This is a genomic window from Oryzisolibacter propanilivorax, assembly GCF_900103645.1.
Taxonomy (GTDB): domain Bacteria; phylum Pseudomonadota; class Gammaproteobacteria; order Burkholderiales; family Burkholderiaceae_C; genus Melaminivora; species Melaminivora propanilivorax.
Genome location: NZ_FNHP01000001.1, coordinates 250,698 through 271,209, shown reverse-complemented (window position 1 = coordinate 271,209; position 20,512 = coordinate 250,698). Strand labels below are relative to the sequence as shown.

The window sequence follows — 20,512 nt, the reverse complement described above, 5'->3', positions numbered from 1 at the left end:
GGCTAGCGGCATTTTTTTCTTCAAATATCCAGCGGCAGGTCGGCTTTCTTCAGCGTGCGCAGCACGAAGCTGGAGCGGCTGTGGCGGATGCCGCGGATCCTGTAGAGCTTCTCGCGCAGCAGGCGCTCGTAGTCGCGCGTGTCCTTGACGACCACGCGCAGCAGGTAGTCGTAGTCGCCCGAGACCAGGTGCGCCTCGACCACCTCGGGGATGCTGGCCAGCACCTCGCCGAATTTCTCCAGCGTGTTGTCCGAGTGGCTGTCCAGCGTCACCATGACCAGCACCGTGTCGCCCAGGCCGAGCGCCAGCGGGTCCAGCCGCACGGTGTAGCCCTGGATCACGCCGGCTTCCTCCATTTTCTTGATGCGCGCCCAGCACGGCGAGGGCGACAGGCCAACGGCGGCGCCGATGTCCTGCAGGCTGGCGCGCGCATCGCGCTGCAGGACGGAGAGGATTTTTCTGTCGAGACGGTCCATGCGGTGGATTATTCATCCATATCCACGAATGCAGAAAAATTTGCTGCAAGGGCGCTAAAACCCCAGAAATACAGCAAATCCAACTGCACCCGCTTGCGCATACTTCATCCCAGACAGGCGCTCTTACCGGGGCGCACGACATTGACCAGCGCCCCGCCCGGTTACCCCTGGGCGGGGCTTTGGCAAGCCAGTCTGCACACCGCCTGTCGCGCACGCGCCAACGCCGCCGCGCTCCACCGGCACAAACCCCGATGGCCCCCTGATGCTGCACCGCCATAATTTTTCGGTGGCATCTGCCCGGCATTCAGGAGACAAGCACCCATGCAACCCACCCGACTCGCGCTCGGCCTCGCCTTGGCCCTTGGCCTGGCTGGCTCGGCGCTGGCGCAGACCACCATGCGCATCAGCATTTCCACGGCACAGAACTCGCACCAGGGTGTGGCCATCGACACCTTCGCCAAGGAGGTGGAAAAGCGCACCGGCGGCCGCTACAAGGTACAGACCTTCTACAACGGCGCCCTGGGCGGCGAACGCGAATCCATCGAGTCGGTGCAGCTGGGCACGCAGGAGCTGGCGTTCTCTTCTACCGGGCCGGTGCCCAACTTCGTGCCCGAGACCAAGATCCTGGACGTGCCCTTCCTGTTCCGCGACAAGGCGCACGCCCGCGCCGTGCTGGACGGCCCCATCGGCCAGGACCTGCTGGCCAAGTTCGACGCCAAGGGCTTCAAGGCGCTGGCTTGGGCCGAGAACGGCTTCCGCCACATGACCAACAGCAAGCGCGATGTGAAGACGCCCGAGGATCTGAAGGGCCTGAAGCTGCGCACCATGGAGAACCCGGTGCACATCGCCGCCTACAAGGGCTTCGGCATCATCACCACGCCCATGGCCTTCCCGGAAGTCTTCACCGCGCTGCAGCAGGGCACGGTGGACGGCCAGGAGAACCCGCTGCCGGTCATCATCTCGGCCAAGTTCGACCAGGTGCAAAAGCACCTGTCGCTGACGGGCCACGTGTATTCACCCTGCATCTTCGTGATGAACAAGGGCGTGTTCGACAAGCTCTCCGCACAGGACAAGCAGGCCTTCATCGACGCCGCCAAGGAAGGCACCAAGGCCAACCGCGCCCGCGTGGACGAGGACGACGCCAAGGGCGTGGCCGACCTGCGCGCCAAGGGCATGACGGTGATCGACAACCTGGACAAGGCCAAGTTCGTCGCCGCCCTGGCGCCGGTGAACGCCCAGTTCGAAAAGGAATTTGGCAAGGCCAACCTGGACAAGATCCGCAACTACCAGTGATGCTCTTGTTTCGATAGCTGCCAGCGCCCGTGGCATCAGCGCCACGGGCGTTTTTCTTTCAAGGAAAAGCATTGCACGTGAAAGACTTCTTCCTGCGCGCCGAGCGCGTGAGCAGCGGCGCCAGCATGGCCCTGGCCTGCGCCATGCTGGCGCTGGCCGCCAGCCTGGGGCTGTTCCAGATCCTGATGCGCTTCGTCTTCGAGGAGCCGGCCGAATGGACCGAGGTGCTGATCCGCTTCAGCCTGATCTGGATGGTGTTCCTGGCCATTCCCACCGCCTTCCGCCAAGGCGCCATGGTCAGCGTGGACGTGCTGCGCCGCTGGAGCCCGCCCGCGCTGCGCCGCGCGCTGGACTGGGCGGTGTGCCTGGCGTCGCTGGCTCTGATGGCGGTGCTGGTCTGGTGGGGCTGGGACTACGCGCGCCGCGGCGGCGTGCAGACCATGGCCGGGCTGGAGTCGCTGTCCATGTTCTGGGCCTACCTGGCGATTCCCGTGGGGGCGCTGTGCGCGGTGCCGGGCATCGTCGGCAACCTGCTCGACCCGCGCCACGAAGAGCTGGAGAACGCGCAATGAGCGCCTTGCCCCAGCGCCGCGCCACCGGGAGGGCGGCGCCATGACCGGCGTGATGATTTCCACCATGGCGCTGTGCTTCGCGCTGACCATCTCCGTGGCCGTGTCCATCGGGCTGTCGGCCATCCTGGGCATCCAGGTGAGCGGCGCCAACATGCTGATCGCCGTGAAGGAGATGTTCGGCGCGATCAACAAGTTTCCGCTGGCCGCGATTCCGTTCTTCATCCTGGCGGGCAACCTGATGGAGACCGGCGGCATCTCGCGCCGCCTGGTCGAGTTCGCCAAGAGCCTGGTCGGCGGCGTGCAGGGCGGCCTGCCCATGACCTGCGTGCTGACCTGCATGATCTTCGCGGCGGTGTCCGGCTCGTCGGTGGCGACCACCTTCGCCATCGGCGCCATCCTGATCCCGGCGCTGGTCAAGCACGGCTATCCGACCAGCTACGCCGCCGCGCTGCAGGCCACCAGCGCCGAGCTGGGCGTGATCATCCCGCCGTCGATCCCCATGATCCTGTACGGCGTGTCGGCCGAGGTGTCCATCGGCGAGCTGTTCATCGCCGGCTTCGGTCCGGGCGTGCTGATCAGCGGCGCGCTGATGCTGTTCGTCTGGCTGTACTGCAAATACAAGGGCTGGGGCCAGCACGACGGCGACGGGCGCATGCCGTTCGGGCGGGCGCTGTGGCAGGCCGGCTGGGCGCTGCTGATGCCTGTGATCATCCTGGGCGGCATCTACGGCGGCGTCTTCACGCCCACCGAGGCCTCGGCCGTGGCGGTGTTCTACGCGCTGCTGGTGGGCATGGTGATCTACCGCGAGATCCACCGGCGCAACCTGGTCGCGGTGCTGAGGAAGTCGGCGATCTCCTCGGCGGTGATCATGTTCATCATCGCCAACGCCGGCCTGTTCGCCTTCCTCATCACCCGCGCCGGCGTGCCCGACGCCATCGGCCGCTGGCTGCAGGAGGTGCTGCAGACGCCGGTGCTGTTCCTGCTGGGCGTGAACGTGGCGCTGTTCCTGATCGGCATGTTCATCGAGACAAGCGCCGCGATCATCGTGCTCGGCCCCATCCTGGCGCCGGTGGCGCAGCACTTCGGCGTCGATCCGGTGCACTTCGGCCTGATCATGGTGGTGAACCTGGCCCTGGGCATGATCACCCCGCCCTTCGGCGTGAACCTGTTCGCCGCCTGCACCGTGGCGCGCATCCCGCTGGACCGCATCGTCGGGCACCTGCTGCCCTTCGTCGCGGTGATCCTGGGCTGCCTGCTGGTCATCACCTACGTGCCGCAGCTGTCGCTGTTCCTGCGCGACCTGGTGTACGCCCGCTGAGGGCGGCGGCGTGGCATAGAATCATTTTCGTCAGGAGAGAGTCCGCGCGCCGCACCCGGCGCCGGGCCGCCGAAGGCGCAGGCAGCGGCCGAACGCTCAGGCAAAAGGACTGACACCGGCGCCCGCCAAGGATGTGGGCGCACCCCCAGCTGGAGAGAGGCCGGACGCGCGCAATCCGATTGAGCCGGCCCACCGAAGGAGCAACCCCCGCGCGCCGGGGCGAATCTCTCAGGTCAAGCGGACAGCCGGGCAAATCCCCGTGGCCCTGCGGCAGGCATGCTGGCAGGCTGCGCCTTCATTTGCCCGAAAGCCCTGCCCATGACCGACGCCATCCCCACCACCGCCCTGCAGACCACCCCGCTACACGCCCTGCACCAGGAGCTGGGCGCGCGCCTGGTGCCGTTTGCCGGCTACGAGCTGCCGGTGCAGTACCCCGCCGGCCTGATCGCCGAGCACCGGCACACGCGCACCGGCGCCAGCCTGTTCGACGTCTCGCACATGGGCCAGCTGCTGGTGTCCGGCCCCGAGGCCGCCGCCGCGCTGGAGGGCCTCATGCCCGTGGACCTGATCGACTTGGGCCTGGGCCGCCAGCGCTACGGCCTGCTGCTGAACGACGAGGGCGGTGTGATCGACGACCTGATGGTCTTCCGCCAAGGCGAGGAGCTGTTCTTCCTGATCGTCAACGGCGCCTGCAAGGCGGGCGACATCGCCCATATCCGCGCGCACATCGGCCAGCGCTGCGAGGTGCGCGTGCTGCAGGACCAGGCGCTGCTGGCGCTGCAGGGCCCGCAGGCGGCGCAGGCGCTGGCGCGGCTGGTGCCCGAAGTGACGCAGCTGGTCTTCATGGGCGGCGCGCAGTTCGACTGGCAGGGCGTGCCCTTGCTCGTCACGCGCAGCGGCTACACCGGCGAGGACGGCTTCGAGATTTCCGTGCCCGCCGCGAACGCCGAGGCGCTGGCGCGCGCGCTGCTGGGGCAGCCCGAGGTGCGCCCGGCCGGCCTGGGCGCGCGCAATTCGCTGCGGCTGGAAGCCGGCCTGTGCCTGTACGGCAACGACCTCGACACCGGCACCACGCCGGCCGAGGCGTCGCTGGGCTGGGCCATCCAGAAAGTGCGGCGCACGGGCGGCGCCCGCGCCGGCGGCTTTCCGGGCGCCGAGCGCGTGCTGGCGCAGCTGGCCGACCCGGCGCAGGTGGCGCGCAAGCGCGTCGGCCTGGTGGCGCTGGAGCGCGTGCCGGTGCGCGACGGCACCGAGCTGCAAACCCTGGACGGCACACCCGCCGGCCGCGTCACCAGCGGCCTGCTGGCGCCGGGCGTGGACCGGCCGATCGCCCTGGGCTATGTGGCGCCGCAGCTGGCGCAGCCCGGCACGCGGCTGCAGGCGCTGGTGCGCGGCAAGGCGGTGCCGATGGAGGTGACGGCCACGCCGTTCGTGCCGCCGCGCTACCACCGCGGCTGAAATACACCGTGCCGCCGCTACAGTGGCGGCAGGCACGCTGTCGTGCCGTTTTTCTTCCTCCAACCCTGATTGATTTTCGGAGCCCCCATGAGCATCCAGTATTCCAAGGACCACGAGTGGATCGACACCAGCGAGCCGGCCGCGGCCATCGTCGGCATCACCCAGCACGCGCAGGATGCGCTGGGCGACGTGGTCTTCGTCGACCTGCCCGCCGTGGGCGCGACGTTCAAGCAGGGCGAAGTGGCGGGCGTGGTCGAGTCCGTGAAGGCCGCGGCCGACGTCTACATGCCCGTGACGGGCGAGATCGTCGAGGTCAACGAGGCGCTGCGCAACGACCCGTCGCTGGCCAACAGCGACCCGCTGGGCGCCGGCTGGTTCTTCAAGGTTCGGCTCAGCGACGAGAAAGAACTGACCGGGCTGCTGGACGAGGCCGCCTACAACGAGTTTGCCGCCAGCGCCTGAGTGGCGATGAGAGCCGAGGTGGACGCGGTGCCAGCCCTCACCCCGGCCCTCGTCCAGATGGAGAGGGAGAGCAGGCAGCCAGCGTCCCCGCGGTATTGCCCCTCACCCAGCGGCACGGGAAGCCAGCTCATCCCGCGCCCCTGCGGTATTGCCCCCTCTCCCTCTGGGAGAGGGTTGGGGTGAGGGCCTGCCCACCCGAGCGCCATTTCCAAGTCAAAAGCCGCTTCAGCCCTTGTTCTATATAGGCCTGAAGCTCCTCATTCAATAGCAATACCGCAAAGGCCCCGCCATGCAGATGCCCGACGCCCTGCCCCTCGCCGTGCTGGAGAACGCCACTGAATTCCTGCCGCGCCACATCGGCCCGGACGCGGCCGAGCAGGCGCACATGCTGTCGGTGGTCGGCGCGGCCTCGCGCCGCGCGCTGGTGGACTCCATCGTGCCGCGCGCCATCGCGCGCCGCTCATCCATGCAGCTGCCCGCGCCCACGACCGAGGCGGCGGCGCTGGCCGAGCTGAAAGCCATCGCGGGCCAGAACCGGGTGCTGAAAAGCTTCATCGGCCAGGGCTACCACGGCACGCACACGCCTGCCGTCATCCTGCGCAACGTACTGGAAAACCCCGCCTGGTACACCGCGTACACGCCCTACCAGGCCGAGATCAGCCAGGGCCGGATGGAGGCGCTGGTCAACTTCCAGACCATGGTGACCGACCTGACGGGCATGGACATCGCCAACGCCTCGATGCTGGACGAGGCCACCGCTGCGGCCGAGGCCATGACGCTGGCGCGCCGCTCGGTGAAGGCGCAAAGCCAACGCTTCGTCGTCGCCGGCGACGCACACCCGCAGACCATCGAGGTCATCCAGACCCGCGCCGCGCCGCTGGGCATCGAGGTGGTGCTGGCGAACTCGCGCGAGGAATGGGACGCGCTGGTCTCGGGCGAGTATTTCGCGCTGCTGGTGCAGTACCCAGCCACCAGCGGTCGCATCGACGATGTGGACAGCTTGCGCGCCGCCGCCGAAGCGGCCCACGCGCGCGGCGCCGCCGTGATCGCCTGCGCCGATCTGCTGGCGCTGACCCTGATCGTGCCACCCGGTGAATGGGGTGCAGACATCGTCGTCGGCACCACGCAGCGCTTCGGGATGCCCATGGGCGCAGGCGGCCCGCACGCCGCCTACATGGCCTGCCGCGACGCCTACAAGCGCAGCCTGCCCGGGCGCCTGGTGGGCGTGAGCGTGGACGCGCACGGCCAGCCGGCCTACCGCCTGGCGCTGCAGACGCGCGAGCAGCACATCCGCCGCGAAAAGGCCACCTCTAACATCTGCACCGCCCAGGTGCTGCCGGCCGTGGTGGCCAGCATGTACGCCGTCTACCACGGCCCGCAGGGCCTGACGCGCATCGCCCGCCGCGTGGCGACCTACACGGCCATCCTGGCGCAGGGCCTGCGCGCGCTGGGCGCGCCGCTGCGCGAGCACGCGGCCTTCGACACTCTCAGCCTGCACACCGGTGGCGCTACGAAATCCATAGCTGCCCGCGCAGTCTCCATGGCGGCCAACCTGCGCATCTACTGGCAGGACTGGCTGTGCATCACCCTGGACGAGACCACCACGCGCGCCGACATCGAGCTGCTGTGGCGCATCTTCGCCTCCGATGGCCAGGCCGTGCCCACCTTCGCCGATTTCGAGATGGGCGTGGACACCCTGATCCCGCCCGCGCTGCAGCGCAGCAGCGCCTTCCTCACACACCCGGTGTTCAACACGCACCACAGCGAGACCGCCATGCTGCGCTACATCCGCCGCCTGGCCGACAAGGACCTGGCGTTGGACCGCACCATGATCCCGCTGGGCAGCTGCACCATGAAGCTGAACGCCACCAGCGAGATGATTCCCATCACCTGGCCGGAATTCGCGCACATCCACCCCTTCGCCCCGGCGGACCAGCAGCAGGGCTACGCCGAGCTGGACGCGCAGCTGCGCCGCTGGCTGTGCGAGGCCACCGGCTACGCGGGGGTGAGCCTGCAGCCCAACGCCGGCAGCCAGGGCGAATACGCCGGCCTGCTGGCAATCCAGGCCTGGCACCGCGCGCAAGGGCAGCCGCAGCGCAATGTTTGTCTGATCCCCAGCAGCGCCCACGGCACCAACCCGGCCAGCGCGCAGATGGTTGGCATGCAGGTGGTGGTCACGCAGTGCGATGCCGACGGCAACATCGACTTGGCGGATTTGCGTGCGCAGTGCGAGCAGCACAGCCAGCAGCTGGCCTGCATCATGATCACCTACCCGAGCACGCACGGCGTGTTCGAGCAGCAGGTCAAGGAGGTGTGCGCGCTGGTGCATGCCCATGGCGGGCGCGTGTACGTGGACGGCGCCAACATGAACGCCCTGGTTGGCGTGGCCGCGCCGGGCGAGTTCGGCGGGGACGTGAGCCACCTGAACCTGCACAAGACCTTTTGCATCCCGCACGGCGGAGGCGGTCCCGGCGTGGGGCCGGTATGCGTCGCGCCCGACCTGGTGCCCTACCTGCCCGGCCACCGCACGGCGGCCGGCATGGGCGCACTGGCCGGCGCCGGGCAGCCCGATGCCTCGGACGGAGCCCGCGATGCGCTGTTTGCGGCGGGCGTGGGCGCCGTCAGCGCCGCACCGCTGGGCAACGCGGCGGTGCTGCCGATCTCGTGGATGTACATCCGCATGATGGGCGCGCAGGGCCTGACGGAAGCGACTGAGGTGGCCATCCTGTCGGCCAACTACATCAGCGCGCGGCTCAAGGACCACTACCCGACGCTGTATGCCTCCGCCAACGGCCACGTCGCGCACGAGTGCATCCTGGACCTGCGGCCGTTCAAGGACACCAGCGGCGTGCTGGCCGAGGACGTGGCCAAGCGCCTGATCGACTACGGCTTTCACGCGCCCACGCTGTCGTTCCCGGTGCCGAACACGCTGATGGTCGAGCCCACCGAGAGCGAGGACCTGGCCGAGCTGGACCGTTTCATCGACGCCATGGTCGCCATCCGGGGCGAGATCCGCCAGATCGAGAATGGCCACTGGCCGCGCGACGACAACCCGCTGAAGAACGCCCCGCACACCGCCGAGCGCCTGGTAGCCGCCGACTGGCCCCACCCCTACCCGCGCGAGCTGGCCGCCTACCCGCTGCCGGCGCTGCGCCGCGCCAAGTACTGGAGCCCGGTGGGCCGGGTGGACAACGTCTACGGCGACCGCAACCTGTTCTGCAGCTGCGTGCCGCTGGACGCAAGCGACTAACGGATACATCCGGCCACGGCGTGCCGGCACGAAGGGCCCTACTATCGGGCCCTTCTTTTTTTGCCTGAAAGCCTTGATCGCCATGCGCCCCACCCTTGCCTGCGCCCTGCTCGTCAGCCTGCTGGCGGCCCCCGCCGCCTTCGCCCAGTCCGCGCCCGTCACCACGGCCAGCGGGCTGGTGTACGAATCGCTCAAGGACGGCAGCGGCACCCCCCCGAAGGCCACCGACACCGTCAAGGTGCACTACCGCGGCACCCTGGCCGACGGCAAGGAATTCGACAGTTCCTACAAGCGCGGCGAGCCGACCGAGTTCCCGCTGAACCGCGTCATTCCCTGCTGGACCGAGGGCCTGCAGCGCATGAAGCCCGGCGGCAAGGCGCGCCTGACCTGCCCGGCGGCCATCGCCTATGGCGCGCGCGGCGCGGGCGGCGTGATTCCGCCCAACGCCACGCTGACCTTCGAGGTCGAGCTGCTGTCGGTGCGCTGACGCCCGCCCCGGGTCGGGCGGGCCTACACTGGCCCTCCGTCCTGTCTGCCTTGTCCGTTCAACCCCCATGAGCCGCCCCGACCTGTCCTTTCTGATGCACGCTGCCGGCGGCGAGGAAGGCAGCGCCGCGCCCGCCCAGGCGCCCGCGCCCGCGGACGAGCGCCGCGGCCCCGCGCGCGCCCGGGGCGACGTGGCCGCGCTGATCGAGGAGCTGCGCGCCTCCAAGGCCGAACTGGAAGCGCAGAACCACATGCTGCGCTACAGCCAAGCGGTGGCCGAGAGCGCCAGCGAGCGTTTCGAGGCGCTGTTTTCCAGCGTGCCGCTGGCACTCATGGTGCTGGACGAGCACGACATGGTGGTGCAGGCCAACTCCATGGCGCAGCGCTCGTTCCAGCCCGCCGAGCACGACCGGCCGCTGGTGTCGCTGATGCCCTTCGTCGACCCGGCACACGCGGCGCGCGTGCAGGCGGCATTCGACGCCGCGCGCCACCAAGCCACGGCCGAGGCCACCGAGGTGGTGTTCCGCCTCGACGCCGAGCGCGCCATCACCGGCGACCTGCACATCGCGCGCATCGAATCGCGCACCGAGGACGAGCAGCCGCTGACCCAGTTCCTGTGCGCGGTGATCGACCAAGGCCCGCTGCTGGCCGAGCGCCAGGCGCTGCAAAAGAGCGCCGCCGAGCTGCGCGAGCGCAACGAGCAGCTGCACACCAGCGAGCGCCGGCTGGAGGCGGTCATCAACTCGGCGCTGGACGCCATCATCTGCGTCGACCAGCACCAGCGCATCACCGTCTTCAACCCCACGGCGGCGATGCTGTTCCAGTGCCCGGCCAGCGACGCCCTGGGCAGCGCCATCACCCGCTTCATCCCCAACGCCGAACAGCTGCTGGCCTTCGCCCAGTTGACCACACAGGCGGTGCTGGGCGAGATGACGGCGCTGACCGCCTCGGGACGCGAGCTGGCGGTGGAGATCGGCGTGTCCTTCGAGCGCCACGCCGGCGGCGAGACCACCACTGTGTTCGCGCGCGACCTGACGGCCCGAAAGCGCGCGGAGGCGCGCCGCGCCGAACTGGAGGGCCAGCTGCGCGAGTCGCACAAGATGCAGGCCGTGGGCACCATGGCCGGCGGCATCGCGCACGACTTCAACAACATCCTGCACGCCATCCTGGGCAACGTGGAGCTGGCGCGTGCCGACTGCCCGCCCGGCAGCCCTGTCTGCGACAGCCTGGTGGAAATCGACAAGGCCGGCCGGCGTGCGCGCGACCTGGTGCGCCAGATTCTCACCTTCAGCCGCAACGAGCCGCCCCGTCGCGCCCGCGTGTCGCTGACCGACGTGGCGCGCGACACCCAGCAGCTGCTGCGCGTGACCCTGCCGCCGCAGATCGAGCTCACGGTGCACGAGGCCGACGGCGTGCCGCCGGTGCTGGCCGATGCCACGCAAGTCGAGCAGGCGCTGTTGAACCTGTGCACCAACGCCGTACACGCCATCGGTGCGCAGCGCGGCCGGGTCGAGGTGGACATTGCCGTGGCGCAGCCCGCCCAGCGCCTGCGTGAGCGGCTGACCCTGTCCGGCGACCGATACGTCGCCGTCAGCGTGCGCGACGATGGTCCGGGCATGGACGAGGCGACGCTGACGCGCATTTTCGAACCCTTCTTCACCACCAAGCCGGTCGGTCAGGGCACCGGCCTGGGGCTGGCGGTGGTGCACGGCGTGATGCGTACCCATGAGGGCGCGGTGGATGTGCACAGCGTGCCGGGCGAGGGCAGCCGTTTCACGCTGTACTTTCCGGCGCTGCTGAAGCTGCGGGCCGCCGACGACGGTGCGCCGCCAGCCCATGGCGGCGCACCCGGCACGGCCACCCCGGCCACTGCGCCAGCCCCCGCCGCCTTGCTTGTCGCCACTGCGCCTGAGCCGACGCCCGACGCCCCCGGCCGCCAGCGCCATGTCATGTATGTGGACGACGACGAGGCGCTGGTGCTGCTGGTCCAGCGCCTGCTGCGCCGCCGCGGCTATGTCGTCAGCGGCTTCACCGATCCGCGGCAGGCCACGCAGGCGCTGCAGGAGGCGCCCGAGCGCTATGACCTGCTGGTGACCGACTACAACATGCCGGGTTTCTCCGGCCTGGACCTGGTGCGCGCGGCGCACGCCATCCGCGCCGACCTACCCATCGCCCTGGCCTCGGGCTACGTCACCGCCGACATCGAGCAGCAGGCCCTGGCCGAGGGCGCGCGCGCGCTGATCCACAAGCCCAACGACGTGCAGGAGCTGTGCGCCACCGTGGACCGGCTGGTGCATGGCTGAGGCTTCGGCCGTTGCAGACGGCGTGGTGTGCCTTCACGAGGACGCGCACCTGCTGGTGCTGGACAAGCCCGCCGAGCTGCTGTGCGTGCCCGGCCGCGGCCCGGACAAGCAGGACTGCCTGAGTGCCCGCGCCCTCCAGCGCTGGCCGGACGCGCTGGTGGTGCACCGGCTCGACCAGGCCACCTCCGGCCTGGTGCTGATGGCGCGCAGCCTGCAGATGCAGCGTGCGCTGGGCCAGGCCTTTGCCGCGCAACGGGTGGACAAGCGCTACCAGGCCGTGGTGCAGGGCGTGCCCGCCGGGGCGGACGGGGGTTGGCACGCCATCGACCTGCCGATTGCCGCCGACTGGGAGCGCCGGCCGCTGCGGGTGGTCGATCCGGCGCACGGCAAGCCCAGCCTGACGCGCTGGCGCTGCCTGCCCGGTGCGCAGGCGGATGCGCAGCGCACCCGGCTGGAACTGCAGCCGGTCACCGGCCGCACCCACCAACTGCGCGTGCACCTGGCCGCCATCGGCCACCCCATCCTGGGCGACGCGCTGTATGGCACGGGCAGCGCGCAGGCGCAGGCAGCACGCCTGCTGCTGCACGCCTGCCGCCTGGAGCTGACGCACCCAATGCACGGTGGTCGCCTGCGTGTCGAGTCGCCCTGCCCTTTCTGACTACCATCGGCGCATGACAAGCACACCGCAGCACCTCACCATCCTCACCGGCGGCTCGCGTGGCATGGGCCAGGCCATGGCGCGCCAGTTGCTGGCCGACGGCCACTTCCTGGTCAGCATCGCCCGCCATGCCAGCGCCGAGCTGCAGTCCAGCAGCGGCAGCCTGCAGCAATGGACGCTGGACCTGAGCGACGGCGCAGCAGCCGCTGCCCGGCTGCGCGAGTGGCTGGCGCAGCAGGGCGCCGGACGCTTCGCCAGCGCCACGCTGATCAACAACGCAGGTGTCATCCCAGCCATCGCGCCGCTGTCGGCCAGCGACCCGGCCGAGCTGGCGCGCGCGCTGCGCGTGGGGCTGGAGGCGCCCATGCAGCTCACCGCCGCGTTTCTGGCCGCCACCGAAGAGTGGGGCGTGCCGCGCAAGGTGCTCAATATCTCCTCAGGCCTGGGGCGGCGGCCCATGGCGTCGCAGTCCGCCTACTGCGCCGCCAAGGCCGGCATGGACCACTTCACCCGCTGCTTGGCGCTGGACGAGGCGGCCAAGCCGCACGGCGCGCGCGTGTGCTCGCTGGCGCCAGGCGTGATCGACACCGACATGCAGGTCCAGCTGCGCAGCGCCGACGCAGCGCAGTTCCCCGATGTCGGCAACTTCGCGCAGCTCAAGGCCGGCGGCCTGCTGACCTCGCCCGACGATGCGGCCAAGCGGGTGCTGGCCTGGCTGGCGCGGCCGGACTTCGGCGCCGCCCCGGTCGCCGACGTGCGCGACGCCTGATCCGTTTTACTATTGAAAACATAGCTATCGGCCCTTTATTTACAAAGGCTGAAGGCCGATTTGATTCTTACTTTCCCAAAACAGGAGTTGTTCCATGACCCGTGAAGTCGTCGTCGTCAGCGCCGTGCGCACCGCCATCGGCACCTTTGGCGGCAGCCTGAAGGATGTACCGCCCACCCAGCTGGGCGCCACCGTGGTGCGCGAGGCGCTGGCGCGCGCCAGCGTCGAAGGCAAGGACGTGGGCCACGTCGTGTTCGGTCACGTCGTGAACACCGAGCCGCGCGACATGTACCTGTCGCGCGTGGCGGCCATCGAGGGCGGCTGCGCCGAATCGACCCCGGCGTTCAACGTCAACCGCCTGTGCGGCTCGGGCCTGCAGGCCATCGTCTCGGCCGCGCAGAGCATTCTGCTGGGCGACGCCGACGTAGCCATCGGCGCCGGCGCAGAAAACATGAGCCGCGCACCCTACGCCAGCCTGGCCAGCCGCTGGGGCGCGCGCATGGGCGACTTCAAGATGATCGACATGATGGTCGGCGCGCTGCACGACCCGTTCCACAACATCCACATGGGCGTGACGGCCGAGAACATCGCCGCCAAGTGGGGCATCACCCGCGAGGACCAGGACCGCCTGGCGGTGGAGAGCCACAACCGCGCCGAGCGCGCCACGCAGGCCGGTTACTTCAAGGACCAGATCGTGCCGGTGACGCTGAAGTCGAAAAAGGGCGAGGTGCAATACGCCACCGACGAGCACTTCCGCGCTGGCGCCACCATGGACGACATGGCCAAGCTGAAACCCGTTTTCACCAAGGACAACGGCACGGTGACCGCCGGTAACGCCTCGGGCATCAACGACGCCGCCGCCGCGCTGGTGCTGATGGACGCGCAGGTGGCCCAAGCGCGCGGCGCCAGGCCCATGGCGCGCCTGGTGGCTTACGCGCACGCCGGCGTCGATCCGAAATACATGGGCATCGGCCCGGTGCCGGCGACGCAGGCGGTACTGAAGAAGGCCGGCCTCACGGTGGCCGACCTGGACGTGGTCGAGGCCAACGAGGCCTTCGCCGCGCAGGCCTGCGCCGTGACGCGCGACCTGGGCCTGGACCCGGCCAAGGTCAACCCGAACGGCTCGGGCATCTCGCTGGGCCACCCGATCGGTGCCACCGGCGCCGTCATCACCGTCAAGGCGCTGCACGAGCTACAACGCATCCAGGGCCGCTACGCGCTGGTGACGATGTGCATCGGCGGCGGCCAGGGCATCGCGGCGATCTTCGAGCGCCTGTGAGCGCCTGCTGGGCCTCCCACCCGGCATGGCAGCACCAACAAAAACGGCTGCCGCGGCAGCCGTTTTGCATGGCGCGCGCAGGCCGCCGGATGTCAGTCGCGCACCACCAGCACCGGCACATGCACCACGCCCAGCACTCGCTGGGTGACACTGCCCAACACCAGCTTTTCCAGCCCGCGCCGGCCATGCGAGCCCATGACGACCAGGTCGGCGCCGGTGCTCTCGACCGCGCGCACGATGCCGTCATGGATGGCGTGGCCCTCGCCCACCACCGATTCGACATTCGGGATCCCGGCCTGCATCACCGCTGCCTTGGCCGCGTCCAGCGCAGTATTGGCCTCGGCCGTGGCGGCGCTCAGGTACTGCGCCTGGCCATAGGCAAAGTCGGCGCCCACGCCGGTGAACGGGTACGGGTCGAGCACGTACATCACCGTCACCTTGCTGCCGAACGTCTTGGCCAGGGCCGCGGCTTTGGCCACGGCCTTCATGGATGTCTCGGAACCATCGACGGGAACCAGAATGTGCTGGAACATGGCATACCTCCTACGTTATGGGTGACTGGAAGATCGACCACGCCCAGTGTGCCGTGTCGTGCACGATGCACCCTGCCACGGATCAATCGCCCGGTGCATCATCGCCCAGAAAGCTGCCCCGCCGGCAGGTCAGCACCAGCGTGTCGCGCCAGCCGTGCGCGCCCTCGGGCTGGATCGGCGTGGTCTCGTGGATCATGCGCGCGTCGTCCAGCAGCATGATGGACCACGGCTCGCTGAGCGTGAAGCGCTGGCCGCTGGGGCCGGTGGCCTCAAAAATGCGCGTCTCGCCGCCCTTGATGCCGTGGCGCTCGACCAGCAGCACCGCCACCAGGTCCACGCCGTCGCGGTGTGCGCCCTCGGGCGTAGGCCGGCCGATGCCGCCCTCGGTATCGATGCGGAACTGATGCGCCTCGACGAACCAGCGCGCCTCATCCGGCGCCAGCACTGCGCGCGTGGTGCTGGCTACCGCGCGCACCAGCGCCTGCCAGCCGCGCTGCGCCACGGTGGTGTCGCGCATGGGGGCGAACCAGCGGCGCATGCCGCCGTGCAGTGCGTTGTATTCCACCGGCTGGTAGTGCGCGCGGTGCGGCGCCAGCTGTACCTGGTCGCCTTCCAGCACGAAGCTGGCGTGCCGGCGGTTGCGATAGCGCCCGCCGTCCTTCAGGAACTCATCCGGTGGCAGGCTGGCCCAGTCGCCCTGCAGCGCCTGCAGCTCGGCCAGGGAACAGCCGGCCCACTCGGCCGTGTCCTGCGGGCGCAGCACGGCGTAGCCGCGGTCGCGCAGCTGCTCCACAACGTGGCAGGGCGTGGTGTAGGGAGGAGAAAAGGTGATGTGGGCCATGCGCTGAATGTAGGGCATGACCTTTGGGCCGGCCTGCGACCTGACGGCAAAACGCCCGCCATTTGCGTGCGGCCAATCGCCTGTGTAAAGGCGTTCAGTGCAGCGTGGACAGATAAGCCGCCATGTCACGCGCATCCTGCAGCGGCACGTCCAGCTCGGGCATGGCGGTGCCCGGCTTGACCTGCTGCGTGTGCATGATCCAGCGCACCAGGTTTTGCGGCGTGTTGTCCAGCGTGCCGGCGATCAGCACGCGCCGGCCCAGCGCATCCAGCGGCGGGCCCACCAGCGCGGGGGCTCCGGTCACGCCCGGAATCTGGTGGCATGAAGTGCAGGCATGTTGGTGCAACGCCTGACGTCCGCGCCGCGCATCGGGCGCCTGCCCGGGCGCCGGCGTGGCACTGCTCCGGCCGCAGGTCGCGCTGCCGCGCATCGCGCGCGCGTCGCGCTGCCATTGCCCATACTGGCTGGCATTCAGCTCTGGGAGGTGCTGCATGAAGGCGACCACATCCCAGATCTCGTCGTCTTTTAGGCGGTACTGCCAGGCCGGCATGCCGGTCATCTTCAGCCCGTTGCGCACCAGCCAGTACAGTTCGCGCGGGCGCCAGTGCTGGCGCGCATCGACCAGCGGGCCGGGCAATGGCTGCAAGCTCTTGCCCACATCGCCCTGTGACACACCCGGGGCGCCGTGGCATTGGACACACTTGGCCTGAAAGCACGCCGCGCCGCGCAGCAGGCGCAATGGGTCCGCCAGCGGCGGCTCCTCGATGTCCCGCGCGCGATGCTTCACCGAGCGCTGCATGGCATAGGCCAGCGTGGAATACACCGGCTGCCAGTGCTGGCGCGTGGCCGACACGTCATAGACGCCGGTGTAGAGAAGCAGCGCCGCGCTGCCCAGCGCCGCCAGCAGCAGCACACCGCCAGTAGCGGCAACGACCAGAAACAAACGGACTCGGCGCATGCCGCGGCATTCTGGGCCCGTTTGCCCCGGCGTACGTCAGAATTCCCCGATGCATGCTTGGTTCACGCCCTGCCTCGCGCTGGCGCCCGCCCTGTCCATCGGCTTGGCGATGGCGCAGCCGCGCGAGCCGGCACCCGCGCGCGCCAGTATCGAGCGTGGCCGCCAGCTGCTGGCGCAGTACCAGTGCGGTTCGTGCCACACCATCCCCGGCGTGCCGGCGGCACGTGGCGAGGTGGCGCAGACCCTCAGATCGTGGGGCCGCCGCAACTACATCGCTGGCCGCCTGCCCAACCGCGGTGACCTGCTGGCGCGCTGGATCGTGGATCCACCTGCCCTGGTGCCGGGCACCGCCATGCCGCGCATGGGTGTATCGCCCGAGCAGGCCCGGGCCATGGCTGCATACCTGCTGTCGTTGCAATGAGCATGGGCGGTGCGCTGCAGTCCGCGGGCGAGGCAGCCCGCCAGATCGAGACTGTGACCTGGGTGCTGGTGGCCGGCGGCGCGGCCATTTTCCTGGGCGTGATGGCGCTGCTGGGTGCGTCGCTGCGCCAGCGCAAGGGTGCCGTGCGGCCGGCGCATTGGATCTGGGGCGCGGGGCTGCTGCTTCCCGGCGTGTTGCTGGCCGCGCTGGCCGCCTGGACGCTCCCGCACACGCCGGCCTGGAAGCCGGTGCCACCGGCGGACGCGCTCATCGTCACCGTGAAGGCGCACATGTGGTGGTGGGAGGTGCGCTACCGCGATCCGGCGACCGGGCAGGACATTGCCACGGCCAATGAGATCCACCTCCCCGTGGGGCGGCCGGTGTACCTGGCGTTGGCCAGCGCGGACGTGATCCACAGCTTCTGGGTACCGCAGCTGGCGGGCAAGATGGACATGCTGCCCGGTCGCATGCAGCATCTGCTGGTACAGGTTGACCGGCCGGGCACCTGGCGTGGCCAGTGCGCCGAGTTCTGCGGCGACCAGCACGCGCAGATGGCACTGCACGTAGTGGGTCTACCGCCGGCGAATTTTGACGCTTGGCTGCAGGCGCAGGCCCGGCCGGCCGCCGCTCCCGCGACGGGCCTGCAGGCTCGGGGCCGAGATGCCTTCCTGGCTCAGCGCTGCGACGCTTGCCATGCAGTGCGTGGCACCGGCACGGCGGGTCGCCTGGGGCCTGATCTGACGCACGTCGGCAGCCGCTTTTTTGTAGGTGCCGGCACGCTGGCCAACAGTGCAGAGGGTCGCCAGCGCTGGCTGGCGCACGTTCAGCAGGTCAAGCCCGGAGCGCGCATGCCCTCCTATGACCGGTTGGACGATGCCACGCTGCATGCCATCGCCGACTGGCTGGGATCGTTGCAATGAACCAGCCCCCAGTCCTGCCCAATGCACTGCCGCGCCCTGCGGGCGAGCTACAGGCGCTGCAGGACGCCTGGCGCCCACCCACTGGCTGGCGCCGCCTGACGGCGGTGAACAATAGCCAGATCGGGCTGTACTACCTGGGCACAGCGCTGCTGTTCTTCGTGCTGGCCGGAGCGCTGGCACTGCTCATGCGCGCGCAACTGGCGCTGCCGGGCAACGCACTGGTGAGCGCCAGCACCTACAACCAGCTGTTCACCATGCACGGTTCGGTGATGATGTTCCTGTTCGCCGTGCCAGTGGTCGAGGCGGTCGCCGTCTGGCTGCTGCCCAACATGCTGGGCGCGCGCGATCTGCCGTTTCCGCGTCTGTCGGCCTATGCCTTCTGGGCCTACGCCATCGGTGGCGTGGCGTTCTTCTGCACCCTGTTCTTCGGTGCCTCGCCCGACGGCGGCTGGTTCATGTACCCGCCACTGACGGGAAAGGAGTATTCGCCCGGCATCGGCGCCGACTGGTGGCTGCTGGGCATCGGCTTCATCGAAATCTCGGCCATTGCCGGCGCCATCGAGCTGATCGTCGGCATCCTGTTCACGCGCGCGCCAGGCATGACGCTGATGCGCATGCCGGTGTTCGCCTGGGCGGCGCTGGTCATGGCGCTGATGGTTATCCTGGCCTTTCCAGCGCTGATCGCCGGCACGCTGCTGCTGGAACTGGAGCGTGCCTTCGACTGGCCATTCTTCATTGCCGCGCGCGGCGGCGACCCATTGCTGTGGCAGCACCTGTTCTGGTTCTTCGGCCATCCGGAGGTCTACATCATCTTCCTGCCGGCCGCCGGCATGGTGTCGATGATGGTGCCGGTGCTGGCGGGCTCTTCGCTGCTGGGGTATCGGGCCATCGTCTGGGCGCTGGCAGGCGTGGGCGCCATCAGCTTCCTGCTGTGGATGCACCACATGTTCACCGCCGGGCTGGGGCCACTGGCGCTGCAGCTGACTTCGGTGGCCAGCTTCGCGGTCTCGATACCGAGTGCCGTACAGGTGTTCGCCTGGATCGGCACGTTCTGGCAGGGCCGTCCGCGCATGGTGACGCCGACGCTGTTCCTGCTGGGCTTTCACGTCATCTTCGTGCTCGGCGGCCTGACCGGCGTGATGCTGGCCGTGCTGCCGTTCAACTGGCAGGCGCACGACAGTTACTTCGTCGTGGCGCACCTGCACTACGTGCTGATCGGCGGCATGGTGTTTCCGTTGTTCGCGGGCATCTACTACTGGGCGCCTTTGGTCAACGGCCACCGGCTGTCCGAGCGTGCCGGCCGCTGGAGTTTCGGCCTGATGCTGGGCGGCTTCAACTTGGCGTTCTTTCCCATGCACATCGCCGGCCTGCTGGGCATGCCGCGCCGCGTCTATACCTATGCCGCGGGACTGGACTGGACCCTGTGGAACCTGCTAGCCACCGCTGGCGCGTTCATTTTCGCGGCGGGGGTGCTAGTGTGCCTGGCCGATCTGATGCGCACGCTGCGCAGGCCTTCCGTGCTCCCCGGCAACCTCTGGGGCGCAGACTCTCTGGAGTGGCTGCCGCAAGGCGACTACGGCGTGCGCAGCATCCCGCAGATCACTTCGCGCGAGCCGCTGTGGCACCAGCCAGGCCTGGAGCTGGAGGTGGCGGATGGCCGACACTGGCTGCCAGGCACGGTCTTCGGTGGCCGCGAGACGCTGGTGACCAGCCCGATGGCTGCCGATATCCGGCACCTGCTGCGCCTGCCAGGAGACGGCTGGTCGCCTTTCGCGGCAGCGGCCGGCACGGCAGGTTTTTTCCTGCTGCTCACCGTAGGCTGGATCACTGCGGCATTCGCCGCAGCTGCACTGTCGCTGGCGGCAATGCTGTTCTGGCTCTGGGCAACGGATCGCCCGGCACCGAGCCCGCTGGCCACGATCGGCATGGGCGTCAGCGTGCCAACGCTGGCCGTTGGCAGGGCCACACATTCCTGGTGGGCCATGGCGATCACGGCGGCGGTCGACGCCACCATCTTCGCCTCCTTCGCTTTCGCGCACGTCCACGTCTCGATGGCGCTGGACGTATGTCCGCCTCCTGGTGCGAAATTGCCGGACGGGTGGGGGCCGGTCGCGCTGCTGACAGCCTCGTCCGTGCTGATGCTAGGCGCGACACGCTGCCTGCAGCGCCAGAGCTGGCTGCGATTGATGGTGGTGCTGGCACTGGTATGCCTGCTGAGTGCGGTGGCATTGGATCTGGCCAGCCATCTACGGCTTGGCCTGTCACCGCGCGCCAATGCCTGGAGCGCGAGCGTCGCAGCGCTGTTGTCCTGGCAGGGGTTCCATAGCCTGGTACTGGCGGTCATGGGGCTATACCTGCTGGCGCGCTCGTGCGCAGGCCATCTGCGCTGCGACGCACGCGCCACGCTGGACAACACCGCGCTGCTGTGGCATGCGCTGGTCCTGCAGACGCTGGTTTCCATGACCCTGGTTAGGTTGCTGCCCGGCTGGATGGGCGATTGAGCCGAATCCAGAGA

At 69.2% G+C, this 20,512-nt stretch carries 18 protein-coding genes and 2 riboswitches; of the genes, 14 read left to right on the top strand and 4 right to left on the bottom strand.

What is annotated here, in order from left to right:
• Nucleotides 1–20: 20 nt before the first annotated feature.
• Nucleotides 21–476 carry an Lrp/AsnC family transcriptional regulator gene (locus BLQ61_RS01215; RefSeq protein WP_091565669.1) on the bottom strand — a complete coding sequence of 152 codons (456 nt, stop codon included), beginning with the start codon at nucleotides 474–476 and terminating at the stop codon, nucleotides 21–23.
• A 321-nt stretch (nucleotides 477–797) separates the two neighbouring features.
• Between BLQ61_RS01215 and BLQ61_RS01210 the strand changes: the two genes are divergently transcribed.
• From BLQ61_RS01210 to bktB, 11 genes are all read left to right on the top strand, one after another.
• A complete protein-coding gene (locus BLQ61_RS01210; protein WP_091565666.1) occupies nucleotides 798–1,769 on the top strand; it encodes a TRAP transporter substrate-binding protein in 972 nt (323 codons plus the stop codon).
• Between the two features lie 77 nt (nucleotides 1,770–1,846).
• A complete protein-coding gene (locus tag BLQ61_RS01205) occupies nucleotides 1,847–2,341 on the top strand; it encodes a TRAP transporter small permease (RefSeq protein ID WP_091566447.1) in 495 nt (164 codons plus the stop codon).
• 40 nt (nucleotides 2,342–2,381) lie between these two features.
• Entirely contained in the window at nucleotides 2,382–3,659 is a 1,278-nt protein-coding gene (locus BLQ61_RS01200) for a TRAP transporter large permease (RefSeq protein WP_091565664.1), read from the top strand.
• 21 nt (nucleotides 3,660–3,680) lie between these two features.
• Nucleotides 3,681–3,781, top strand: a riboswitch (glycine riboswitch).
• A gap of 17 nt (nucleotides 3,782–3,798) precedes the next feature.
• Nucleotides 3,799–3,914: riboswitch (glycine riboswitch) on the top strand.
• A 63-nt stretch (nucleotides 3,915–3,977) separates the two neighbouring features.
• Complete coding sequence (gene gcvT, locus BLQ61_RS01195; protein WP_091565661.1) at nucleotides 3,978–5,117, top strand: glycine cleavage system aminomethyltransferase GcvT; 1,140 nt, start codon at nucleotides 3,978–3,980, stop codon at nucleotides 5,115–5,117.
• 87 nt (nucleotides 5,118–5,204) lie between these two features.
• The gene (gene gcvH, locus BLQ61_RS01190; protein ID WP_091565657.1) at nucleotides 5,205–5,579 is read left to right on the top strand and encodes a glycine cleavage system protein GcvH; all 375 of its coding nucleotides are present in this window, start codon (nucleotides 5,205–5,207) and stop codon (nucleotides 5,577–5,579) included.
• A 289-nt stretch (nucleotides 5,580–5,868) separates the two neighbouring features.
• Complete coding sequence (gene gcvP, locus BLQ61_RS01185) at nucleotides 5,869–8,829, top strand: aminomethyl-transferring glycine dehydrogenase (protein WP_091565654.1); 2,961 nt, start codon at nucleotides 5,869–5,871, stop codon at nucleotides 8,827–8,829.
• Nucleotides 8,830–8,911: 82 nt separating this feature from the next.
• Nucleotides 8,912–9,316, top strand: coding sequence for an FKBP-type peptidyl-prolyl cis-trans isomerase (locus BLQ61_RS01180; RefSeq protein ID WP_091566445.1), 405 nt, complete (start codon nucleotides 8,912–8,914; stop codon nucleotides 9,314–9,316).
• A gap of 67 nt (nucleotides 9,317–9,383) precedes the next feature.
• Entirely contained in the window at nucleotides 9,384–11,618 is a 2,235-nt protein-coding gene (locus BLQ61_RS01175) for a hybrid sensor histidine kinase/response regulator (protein WP_091565653.1), read from the top strand.
• Complete coding sequence (locus tag BLQ61_RS01170) at nucleotides 11,611–12,276, top strand: RluA family pseudouridine synthase (RefSeq protein WP_091565650.1); 666 nt, start codon at nucleotides 11,611–11,613, stop codon at nucleotides 12,274–12,276. The genes BLQ61_RS01175 and BLQ61_RS01170 overlap by 8 nt, the downstream gene beginning before the upstream one ends.
• Nucleotides 12,277–12,289: 13 nt before the next feature.
• Nucleotides 12,290–13,045 carry an SDR family NAD(P)-dependent oxidoreductase gene (locus BLQ61_RS01165; protein ID WP_091565647.1) on the top strand — a complete coding sequence of 252 codons (756 nt, stop codon included), beginning with the start codon at nucleotides 12,290–12,292 and terminating at the stop codon, nucleotides 13,043–13,045.
• Nucleotides 13,046–13,139: 94 nt separating this feature from the next.
• Entirely contained in the window at nucleotides 13,140–14,324 is a 1,185-nt protein-coding gene (gene bktB / locus BLQ61_RS01160) for a beta-ketothiolase BktB (RefSeq protein WP_091565645.1), read from the top strand.
• Nucleotides 14,325–14,416: 92 nt separating this feature from the next.
• Here bktB and BLQ61_RS01155 read toward each other — a convergent pair whose 3' ends face one another.
• The 3 genes from BLQ61_RS01155 to BLQ61_RS01145 all read right to left on the bottom strand — a co-directional run bounded on the left by BLQ61_RS01155 (nucleotide 14,417) and on the right by BLQ61_RS01145 (nucleotide 16,656).
• Entirely contained in the window at nucleotides 14,417–14,857 is a 441-nt protein-coding gene (locus BLQ61_RS01155) for a universal stress protein (RefSeq protein WP_091565642.1), read from the bottom strand.
• An 82-nt stretch (nucleotides 14,858–14,939) separates the two neighbouring features.
• Nucleotides 14,940–15,698, bottom strand: coding sequence for a 2OG-Fe dioxygenase family protein (locus BLQ61_RS01150; RefSeq protein WP_091566443.1), 759 nt, complete (start codon nucleotides 15,696–15,698; stop codon nucleotides 14,940–14,942).
• Between the two features lie 94 nt (nucleotides 15,699–15,792).
• Complete coding sequence (locus BLQ61_RS01145) at nucleotides 15,793–16,656, bottom strand: c-type cytochrome (protein WP_091565639.1); 864 nt, start codon at nucleotides 16,654–16,656, stop codon at nucleotides 15,793–15,795.
• A 49-nt stretch (nucleotides 16,657–16,705) separates the two neighbouring features.
• Here BLQ61_RS01145 and BLQ61_RS01140 point away from each other — a divergent pair, with 49 nt between their 5' ends.
• Genes BLQ61_RS01140 through BLQ61_RS01130 form a run of 3 tightly spaced genes read left to right on the top strand, consistent with a single transcriptional unit; the run spans nucleotide 16,706 to nucleotide 20,498 of the window.
• Nucleotides 16,706–17,077 (top strand): c-type cytochrome, encoded by a 372-nt coding sequence (locus BLQ61_RS01140; protein ID WP_091565637.1) that lies wholly within the window; start codon nucleotides 16,706–16,708, stop codon nucleotides 17,075–17,077.
• Nucleotides 17,074–17,997, top strand: coding sequence for a cytochrome c oxidase subunit II (locus tag BLQ61_RS01135; protein ID WP_091565634.1), 924 nt, complete (start codon nucleotides 17,074–17,076; stop codon nucleotides 17,995–17,997). Before BLQ61_RS01140 ends, BLQ61_RS01135 begins: the two co-directional genes overlap by 4 nt.
• On the top strand, nucleotides 17,994–20,498 hold the full coding sequence (locus tag BLQ61_RS01130; protein ID WP_091565631.1) for a cbb3-type cytochrome c oxidase subunit I: 2,505 nt from the start codon (nucleotides 17,994–17,996) through the stop codon (nucleotides 20,496–20,498). Before BLQ61_RS01135 ends, BLQ61_RS01130 begins: the two co-directional genes overlap by 4 nt.
• Nucleotides 20,499–20,512 lie beyond the last annotated feature (14 nt).

Excerpts from the sequence above, each read along its gene's own strand:
- BLQ61_RS01155 (WP_091565642.1), bottom strand. The coding sequence starts at position 14,857 with ATGTTCCAGCACATTCTGGTTCCCGTCGATGGTTCCGAGACATCCATG.
- BLQ61_RS01200 (WP_091565664.1), top strand. The coding sequence starts at position 2,382 with ATGACCGGCGTGATGATTTCCACCATGGCGCTGTGCTTCGCGCTGACC.
- BLQ61_RS01135 (WP_091565634.1), top strand. The coding sequence starts at position 17,074 with ATGAGCATGGGCGGTGCGCTGCAGTCCGCGGGCGAGGCAGCCCGCCAG.
- BLQ61_RS01180 (WP_091566445.1), top strand. The coding sequence starts at position 8,912 with ATGCGCCCCACCCTTGCCTGCGCCCTGCTCGTCAGCCTGCTGGCGGCC.
- BLQ61_RS01145 (WP_091565639.1), bottom strand. The coding sequence starts at position 16,656 with ATGCGCCGAGTCCGTTTGTTTCTGGTCGTTGCCGCTACTGGCGGTGTG.
- BLQ61_RS01130 (WP_091565631.1), top strand. The coding sequence starts at position 17,994 with ATGAACCAGCCCCCAGTCCTGCCCAATGCACTGCCGCGCCCTGCGGGC.
- BLQ61_RS01165 (WP_091565647.1), top strand. The coding sequence starts at position 12,290 with ATGACAAGCACACCGCAGCACCTCACCATCCTCACCGGCGGCTCGCGT.
- BLQ61_RS01215 (WP_091565669.1), bottom strand. The coding sequence starts at position 476 with ATGGACCGTCTCGACAGAAAAATCCTCTCCGTCCTGCAGCGCGATGCG.
- BLQ61_RS01175 (WP_091565653.1), top strand. The coding sequence starts at position 9,384 with ATGAGCCGCCCCGACCTGTCCTTTCTGATGCACGCTGCCGGCGGCGAG.
- BLQ61_RS01140 (WP_091565637.1), top strand. The coding sequence starts at position 16,706 with ATGCATGCTTGGTTCACGCCCTGCCTCGCGCTGGCGCCCGCCCTGTCC.
- BLQ61_RS01170 (WP_091565650.1), top strand. The coding sequence starts at position 11,611 with ATGGCTGAGGCTTCGGCCGTTGCAGACGGCGTGGTGTGCCTTCACGAG.
- bktB (WP_091565645.1), top strand. The coding sequence starts at position 13,140 with ATGACCCGTGAAGTCGTCGTCGTCAGCGCCGTGCGCACCGCCATCGGC.
- gcvH (WP_091565657.1), top strand. The coding sequence starts at position 5,205 with ATGAGCATCCAGTATTCCAAGGACCACGAGTGGATCGACACCAGCGAG.
- BLQ61_RS01150 (WP_091566443.1), bottom strand. The coding sequence starts at position 15,698 with ATGGCCCACATCACCTTTTCTCCTCCCTACACCACGCCCTGCCACGTT.
- gcvT (WP_091565661.1), top strand. The coding sequence starts at position 3,978 with ATGACCGACGCCATCCCCACCACCGCCCTGCAGACCACCCCGCTACAC.
- BLQ61_RS01210 (WP_091565666.1), top strand. The coding sequence starts at position 798 with ATGCAACCCACCCGACTCGCGCTCGGCCTCGCCTTGGCCCTTGGCCTG.
- gcvP (WP_091565654.1), top strand. The coding sequence starts at position 5,869 with ATGCAGATGCCCGACGCCCTGCCCCTCGCCGTGCTGGAGAACGCCACT.